The 1,811-nt window shown below is 73.5% G+C and carries 1 protein-coding gene and 1 pseudogene; both read right to left on the reverse strand.

The annotated features are described in order from the left end of the window. Positions 1-122: 122 nt before the first annotated feature. Entirely contained in the window at positions 123-998 is an 876-nt protein-coding gene (locus ACIRU3_RS35140; protein ID WP_404065271.1) for an alpha/beta fold hydrolase, read from the reverse strand. 183 nt (positions 999-1,181) lie between these two features. Next, positions 1,182-1,811 (reverse strand): annotated as a pseudogene (locus tag ACIRU3_RS35145) (ATP-dependent helicase); the annotation flags it as partial.

A 1,811-nucleotide genomic window follows, 5' to 3' on the forward strand; every position in this document is an offset into this window, starting at 1 on the left:
AAGATCCTAAGCCGTTCATCTGGACCAAGACAGCCGAGGAGATCCTCGACTCTCTCGCCCGCTTCTGTCGACGGATCTCTGGCGCAGGACACTAGGCCCTGTCCGGATGCTCGTCGCCGGCGTCAGTTCGGGTGAACGTCCCAGAAGTCGGCGATCGCCCGGGCCGTGGCCAGCGGGCGGTCGGTGTTGGGCGAGTGCTCGGCACCCTCGATGACGGACCGCCGCGCCCTCAGCCGCACCGCCATCCCGTCGAGCAGGGCCGGCGGCCAGGTGTCGTCCAGCGCGCCCGACAGCACGTGGAACGGCATCGGTACGGCGGCCAGTTCGGTGACACGGTCCGGCTCGGTGCACAACTGACGTCCACCGGCGAGGAGTTGGGCGGGCTTGTTGCCCAGCCAGCGTCTCCGCAGGTCCGCCCGGTTGTCCAGGCCGTCGTCGAAACTGCCCGTATCGACCTCCTCGGGCGTCTGCATCGCCTGGATCGCGTCCCACACCTGCGCCATCGTCATCACCGCGAGCGCGTCCCGCAGCAGCTTCACGCGCTGCTGCTGGGAGACCGAGATCTGCGCCGGACCCGAGGCCATCAGGGTGAGCGAGAGAAACGGGGCGTGGTCGAGCAGCACGGCCGCACGCGAGATCTGCCCGCCGAACGAGTGCCCCAGCAGATGCACCGGCGCGCCTATCGCCTCCGCCTGCGCCAGCACGTCCCGGGCCAACTCCTCCTGCGCGTAGGCGGATTCGTCGTTCTCGGGCCCGTCCGACTCGAACTGTCCGCGCCCGTCCACGGCCACGGTCCGGTACCCGCGCTCGGCCAGCGGCACATGCAGCGGGTTGAAGTCCTCCTTGCTCCCGGTGAACCCCGGCAGCAGCAGCGCGACGCCTCTGGGCTCCACCCCGTCGGGCACGGGCGCGTCGACGACCGCGAACTCACCGCGCGCGGTCCGCAGGGAGTACGCGCGGGCGCCGGGGGGCGGGACGAAGGTGGCAGGCCTGCTCATGGGGAGAGGCTATCGGGCGTACGAGCAGGGCGGCATGACGGGTTGGGCGCGGGAGGGAGGCAGGAGGAGGCCGGGGAGGAGAGGGAGGCAGAGAGGAGTACGCCGGCGGCCCGGTCCCACCGAAGTGGGCCGGGCCGCCGGGTGTTGCTGTTGTGCTGTTCGGTTGTCGTGCCGACGCGCCGATCAGGCCTCGGAAGCCTCCACGACCGCCGCCGCTGCCTTCCGGGTCCGGCGCGGCTTCGGGGCCACCTCGGTGGCTTCACCGGTGGCCTCGGCGGCGGGCGCCGTGGCCTTGCGGGTCCGGCGGCGCGGCTTGGTCTCCGGCTCCTCGGTGGCCTGCGCCGGAATCTCCGGAACAGCCGCCTCGGCAACCGCCTTACGGGTCCGCCGTGCCTTGGGCGCGGCCACCTCGGCCCCGTCCGCCGCTGTGTCGGCCGCGGCAGCGGTCTTCCGCGTGCGGCGCGGCTTGGCCTCGGCCTCGGCCTCGGGGGCTTCGGCGGTGGCCGGCGCGGTCGCGGCCGCCTTGCGGGTGCGGCGCGGCTTGGCCTCCGTGCCCTCGGCGGTGTCGACGACGGCCTCGGCGGTAGCGGCGGCCTTCCGCGTGCGGCGCGGCTTGACCTCGGCGTCGGGAGCGTCGGTTGCCTCCGGCGCGGCTGCGGCCGTCTTGCGGGTGCGGCGCGGCTTGGTCTCCGTGCCTTCGGCCGTGTCCACCACGGCTTCGGCGGCTGCGGCCGTCTTGCGGGTGCGGCGCGGCTTGGTCTCGACCTCCGCCTCCACCGCCTCCGGAGCGGTGGCTGCGGTCTTGCGGGTGCG

It is taken from the genome of Streptomyces sp. NPDC101151, from assembly GCF_044768335.1.
Taxonomy (GTDB): Bacteria; Actinomycetota; Actinomycetes; order Streptomycetales; family Streptomycetaceae; genus Streptomyces.